6 protein-coding genes are annotated in these 6099 nt (G+C 27.6%); 4 read left to right on the top strand and 2 right to left on the bottom strand.

Annotation, left to right across the window (positions count from 1 at the left end):
* Window positions 1-370: 370 nt before the first annotated feature.
* Entirely contained in the window at window positions 371-634 is a 264-nt protein-coding gene (gene rpsT / locus ABXT66_RS11285) for a 30S ribosomal protein S20 (RefSeq protein ID WP_443643617.1), read from the bottom strand.
* A gap of 84 nt (window positions 635-718) precedes the next feature.
* A complete protein-coding gene (mutM, locus tag ABXT66_RS11280) occupies window positions 719-1546 on the bottom strand; it encodes a bifunctional DNA-formamidopyrimidine glycosylase/DNA-(apurinic or apyrimidinic site) lyase (RefSeq protein ID WP_443643616.1) in 828 nt (275 codons plus the stop codon).
* A gap of 80 nt (window positions 1547-1626) precedes the next feature.
* On the opposite strand from mutM, the gene ubiE reads away from it, so the two are divergent.
* From ubiE to ABXT66_RS11260, 4 genes are read left to right on the top strand one after another with little or no spacing between them, the layout of a single operon-like run.
* The gene (ubiE, locus tag ABXT66_RS11275) at window positions 1627-2367 is read left to right on the top strand and encodes a bifunctional demethylmenaquinone methyltransferase/2-methoxy-6-polyprenyl-1,4-benzoquinol methylase UbiE (RefSeq protein ID WP_443643615.1); all 741 of its coding nucleotides are present in this window, start codon (window positions 1627-1629) and stop codon (window positions 2365-2367) included.
* Window positions 2367-3821 (top strand): ABC1 kinase family protein, encoded by a 1455-nt coding sequence (locus ABXT66_RS11270; RefSeq protein ID WP_443643614.1) that lies wholly within the window; start codon window positions 2367-2369, stop codon window positions 3819-3821. Before ubiE ends, ABXT66_RS11270 begins: the two co-directional genes overlap by 1 nt.
* Before the next feature lie 52 nt (window positions 3822-3873).
* A complete protein-coding gene (gene coaBC / locus ABXT66_RS11265) occupies window positions 3874-5292 on the top strand; it encodes a bifunctional phosphopantothenoylcysteine decarboxylase/phosphopantothenate--cysteine ligase CoaBC (protein ID WP_443643613.1) in 1419 nt (472 codons plus the stop codon).
* A gap of 28 nt (window positions 5293-5320) precedes the next feature.
* Complete coding sequence (locus ABXT66_RS11260) at window positions 5321-6070, top strand: HesA/MoeB/ThiF family protein (RefSeq protein ID WP_443643612.1); 750 nt, start codon at window positions 5321-5323, stop codon at window positions 6068-6070.
* Window positions 6071-6099: the final 29 nt, after the last annotated feature.

Raw genomic sequence — 6099 nt, 5'->3', positions numbered from 1 at the left:
ATATATATTGATTTTTAATTTTTTTAAAAAAAATCAAAAAAAACAACATATTAAATTATTTTTATTTTATGAGATCTATTAAATAATTTAATAGTTTTACTTTTCTATTTAAAGTATTCTTGATAATATTTTATAGCATTTAAAGATACTACATTGAATTTATTATGATTCTTTAATAATCTCTTAATTTGAATTTAAATTAATAAATCTATAAATACTACTAAACATAATTTATTTATTTATTTTATAAAAATAATAATTTATTAATCAAAGCGAATCGTTTGATTATTTGAATTTTAAAAATATTTAATAGATTATGTTATCAACAAAGAGAGTAATTACTCACTAATAAAATGAAAGTTTATTTCATTTAAGCTATTTTTTTAATTCTAGCCGATAGCCTCGATAATTTTCTTGAAATTGTATTTTTCTTAAAAATACCTTTTGTAACTGATCTATGCATTTCAGGCTGAGCTAGAATTAATGCTTCTTGAGCTTTAGTCTTATCAGATTGTTCTATGGCAGCTTCTACTTTTTTAATAAAAGATCTAACTCGGTTTTTTCTAACCTTGTTAACAACTTCCATTCTTGAATTGCGTCTTATTCTTTTTTTGGAAGAAACATGATTTGCCATAACTTTATCCTTATTTAATTTATGTTTTTCTAATAATGTAAAGCTTAAATGTCAAGTTTTTTAAATTTGTAAACGTCGAAAATCTTAAATTTGACAATGCTTACAAATAAAGGTTGATCTGTTGCTAATTACTTCTTTAACAATGTAACTATTACAAGTCTTACATTTTTCATTTACTTTACCATAAACTTGGAGTTTTTGTTTAAAATACCCTAAACTTCCATCTGGTTGCATATGATCTCTAATGGTTGTTCCCCCAACATCTATTGATCTTTTTAAGATTATTTTTGTAAATGTAATTATAGAATTCAAATCATTTTGACTTAATGAGCTTACTTTTCTAAGAGGATTTATTTTTGCTTTATATAAAATTTCACTTGCATATATATTTCCAATTCCAGCTATTATTTTCTGATCAATTAAAGCATTTTTTATATTTATAACTCTTTTCTTAAAATTATTTTTTAAGTACTCTGTTGTTAATTCTCTTCCTAGAGGTTCAACACCTATTTTAGATAATAAAAAATGTTCTCTTAGTTCTTTTTTCTTAAATAAATCAATATAACCAAACCTTCTAGAATCGTTGTAAGTAACTACAAAATGTTTATTATTATTCTCAACTATCATCCTCATATGGTCATGCTTTTGAACAATATCTTTTTTTTTAATTCTAATTTGACCACTCATTCCCAAATGAATTAAAAAAATCTTATCTGTATTTGTAGGGATTAAAATATACTTTCCTCTTCTATATGGATCTATGAAAATATTATTTTTTAAAGAAACTTCTAAATTATCTTTAACCTGCCATCTTAAATCTTTTCTATAAAATTCAATTTTTTTTATTCTGGAGTTTGTTAATACTTTTGACAAAGCTCTGCATACTGTCTCAACCTCAGGTAATTCTGGCATTTAGTATTCCTTTTAAAACTATCTTTAACCATGTTTTATAAGTATATTGAATTAATTATAATATAGGATTTCAGATTATTATGTTAGTTAAAGATAATAAAAATATAGATTTTGGTTATAAAATTGTAAAAAAGAAAGATAAACAAAATCTAGTTAACAGTGTTTTTAATTCTGTTGCTGACAAATACGACTTAATGAATGATATAACAAGCCTTGGAATTCATAGGGAATGGAAAAATAATCTAATTAATTGGATGGCTCCCCAAAAAAATCAAAAATTAGCAGATATTGCTGGAGGAACAGGTGATATAGCGCGTAAATTCTTAAATAATGGCGGTCATTCTGCCTATATTATTGATATAAATGAAGAGATGATAAAGTCAGGTAAAGTTAATAAAAAATCTTTAAAAAATATTAAATGGCTCGTTGCTAGTGCCGAAGATATTCCAATCGATGACAATACATTTGAAAGAGCCACAATGGGATTTGGTCTAAGGAATATAACTAACAGAGCTAAAGCATTAAAAGAGGTCCATAGAATTCTTAAACCTGGCGGACGCTTTATTTGTCTTGAGTTTAGCCATGTTGAAAATGACTTAATTGAAGAAATATACAATTTTTGGTCATTTAAGTGCATGCCTTATATTGGTGAGAAAGTTACAGGAGACAGAAGCGCATATACTTATTTGGTTGAGTCTATCAGACAATTTCCAACTCAACCAGAGCTTTCTGAAATGTTGTCTGAAGCTGGTTTTTCCAGAGTAAAGTATAGAAACTTATCTAATGGTATCGTTTCACTTCATTCAGGTTGGAAGTTATAATGTTGATTGAACAAAGATTAAAGTGTCCTATATGGAAAACACCTTATTTTTTTATTTTGAGTTTCTATGTTTTTATAAAAATAGCTAGGACAGGTATTTTTAAAAAATTTTCAGATACCTTAATTTTTCCTAAAAAAATAAATTCATTATTAAAATTTATAAATTATATTTTTTGCAGGCGTGACAAAGTAAATATAGGTTATAATTTGCTCAATTGTTTGATAAGCCTTGGACCTGGTTATATTAAATTTGGACAAGCCTTATCTACAAGACCTGATCTTTTGGGTCAAAAGACTTGTGAATACTTACAAAAATTACAAGATGATATAAAGCCATTTCCTAGCTCAGTTGCAAAAAAAATTTTTGAGAAAGAAATTGAAAGGCCAATTGAAGAAATTTTTAGGACTTTTAATAAAATTCCAATTGCAACAGCATCGGTTGCCCAAGTTCATTTAGGCACACTTGAAAATGGAAATAAGGTTGCTATTAAACTGCTTAAACCTAATATTGAAAAATTATTGTTTAAGGACTTTACATTTTTTTATTGGATTTCAAGATGCTTCGAATTCTTTACACCTAAAGTTAGAAGATTAAAGTTATCAAAAAATGTTGAGGTTCTTTCAGAAATATCTCTTAATGAACTTGATCTAACTATGGAAGCGTCAGCAGCTGATGAGCTTGCTGAAAACTTTAAAGATCATTCTAAATATAGGGTTCCTAAGATCTATTGGGAATTAACTACTAAAAAAGTTCTTGTTCTTGAATATATTGAAGGAATAAAGATTAATGATTTATCTAAACTTGAAAGAGATAATCATAATATAAATAAAATAACTGAGATCGGGACTGAGATTTTCTTTTTACAAGTATTTCGGGACGGTTTTTTTCATGGTGACATGCATCCAGGTAACATATTTATTGATAAAAAAGGAATGCTTGTGCCTATTGATTTTGGAATAATGGGAAGGCTAAATAATAAGGATCGTCAATTCTTAGCACAGTTATTAACATATTTATTGAATAAAAATTATAAAAAAGTTGTAGAGATTCATTCAGAAGCAAATATGCTAGGTAAAGATGTCTCTCATGATCACCTTGCTCAAGCTATAAGAGCAATTTCAACACCAATATTAAATAAACCTATAGGACAAATTTCCTTAGCCAAATTATTAGGCCAAATACTTGGTTTATCAAAAGAGTTTGATATTGAAGTTCAACCCCAATTTACTTTATTGCAAAAGACAATGCTAATGGCAGAAGGAACAACAAGACAAATTAATCCTAATATAAATATGTGGGAATTGTCTGGTCCATTAATAGATAAATGGATTAGTGAAACTCATGATCCTTTTAAAACCTTAGAAGACTGGATTCACAAAAATAAAATATTATTATTGAAAATTCCTGAAATAATGCATAAAATTGATAAATTAATTTCAAAAAAAGTGAAATAGTTCATTTTTTTTCAATTATTTCATAAATTAAGTTTATTTAAAGGAAAATAAATTGCATAAAGTTTCCAATTTAATTAATTTGCTCGGTGGCACTGGGATGGTTGCAAAACGTTTAAATATTAAACCGTCTGCAATATCAAATTGGAAAAAATTAAACAAAATACCAAACAATAAAAAAAATGACCTAAAAATGTTAGGTTTAGAAATGAATGTTAGAACAGATCAATATTTAACTTCTAAAAATTTTAGTAATTTAGAGGGTAGCGTACTTTTAATTATTTCTGGAGGCATTGCTTGTTATAAATCTCTTGAACTTATAAGACTTCTAAAAAAAACAAACATTCAGCTTGATGTAGTAATAACAAAATCAGCTCAACAATTTATTACACCATTACTTATTACAAGCCTAAATGAAAAAAAATGTTATACAGATTTATTTTCTATTGAAGATGAAACTCAAATGAACCATATAGCACTTGCAAGAAAGCCTGATATAATATTAGTTGCTCCTGCAACTGCTAACATAATAGCAAAAATTGCTAACGGAATAGCTGATGACCTTGCAAGCACAATTTTACTTGCTTCTTATTCCAAAATAATTGTGGCTCCTTCAATGAATCCTGTAATGTGGAATAATTTAGCTACAAAAGAAAATTGTCAAAAACTTTTAAATAGAGGTATTTCATTTATTGAACCCGACAGTGGTGATATGGCATGTGGAGAAAGCGGAAATGGCAGACTTCCAGAACCTCAAATTATTTTTAATGAATTACTATCTAAATTAAGCCTGAAAAAAAATACCACATTAAAAGGTACTTCAGTAATTGTTACAGCTGGCCCAACTATCGAAGAAATTGATCCAGTTAGATTTGTTAGCAATAGATCATCTGGCAAACAAGGTTTTGCTATTGCCTCAGAGTTGTCTAATCGTGGGGCTAATGTTACATTAATAACAGGACCAGTAGATATTCCATTACCATTAAATTTGAAAACCATTCAAATAACTACTGCTCAAGAAATGTTTGAAAAAACAATGTCACAACTACCTTCAGATGTTGTTGTATGTTCGGCTGCCGTTGCTGATTGGAAACTAATTCCAAAAACACAAAAAAATGAAAAATTTAACCCAAATACTAAAATAAAAAAAACTAACGAGCCTCTTACATTCAAAACAATTAAAAATCCTGATATTATTTCAGAAATAGCCAACAGTAAATCTAAACCAAAACTCATAATTGGTTTTTCTGCAGAAACGGAGAATGTAGTTGAAAACGCAAGAGATAAATTAAAAACTAAAAATATTGATTTAATTATAGCTAATGATGTAAGTAATAATAGAGTTTTCGGTAAAGACTCTAATAAAGTTTATGTAATCGACAAAAAAGAATGTGAAGAATGGCCTGAACAAAACAAAAAATCCGTAGCATTCAAAATAGCTGACAGGATTTGTGATATTTTATCATGTAAATAGCAAAGAATTTGAGATAACTGAGGCTAATATGCTTAACGATGATGATCTAAATAGATATGCAAGACAAGTGATTATTCCAAATTTTGATGAAAATGGTCAAGAAAAGCTTCTAAATACAAAATGTCTAATAGTTGGTGCTGGCGGACTTGGATGTCCAGTTGGGCTCTATACTTCTGCTGCTGGTTTTGGATACATAGAAATTTGGGACGAAGATACTATTGAAATAACAAATCTAAATAGACAAATTGCTCACAAAACTAATAAAATAGGTTATAATAAAGCAGAAAATCTAGCCAAGGAATGTTTAAAGATAAACCCAAATATCACTGTTAGATTTCAATCTAGTAACTTTGATATATCAAAAGATATTAATATTTTTGATATAATTTTTGATTGTTCAGATAATCAACAAACAAAGTATACTCTTAACTATTTATCACATAAACATAAAAAAATTTTAATTTCAGGTTCAGCTGTACAAATGGAAGGACAATTATCAGTATTAAAGAGTGGCTTAAGCAATACGTTGCCCTGTTATGAATGTATTTTTCCTAAAACTTCAGAAAAAGCTCCGATTACAAACTGTAGAGAAGCTGGCATAATCGGATCCATAACTGCTTTTATTGCCAGCATGCAAGTAAGTGAGGCTATAAAAGAAATTGCTCTTTTAAATTACCCTTCAATTGCCGGATATTTAATTTTATATGATGGATTTTCTCAAAGCCTAGACAAAATTAAAGTTACTAAAAAAAATAATTGTCTTATATGCTCAAATTAACTTTTTTAAAAACGTTAACACGACATTAT

The sequence above is a fragment of the Candidatus Levibacter sp. Uisw_134_01 genome, assembly GCF_047717795.1.
Lineage (GTDB): Bacteria > Pseudomonadota > Alphaproteobacteria > Puniceispirillales > Marisalimonadaceae > Marisalimonas.
Note: the sequence above shows the minus strand (reverse complement) of the source record. Positions and strands in the feature narration are given on the sequence as shown.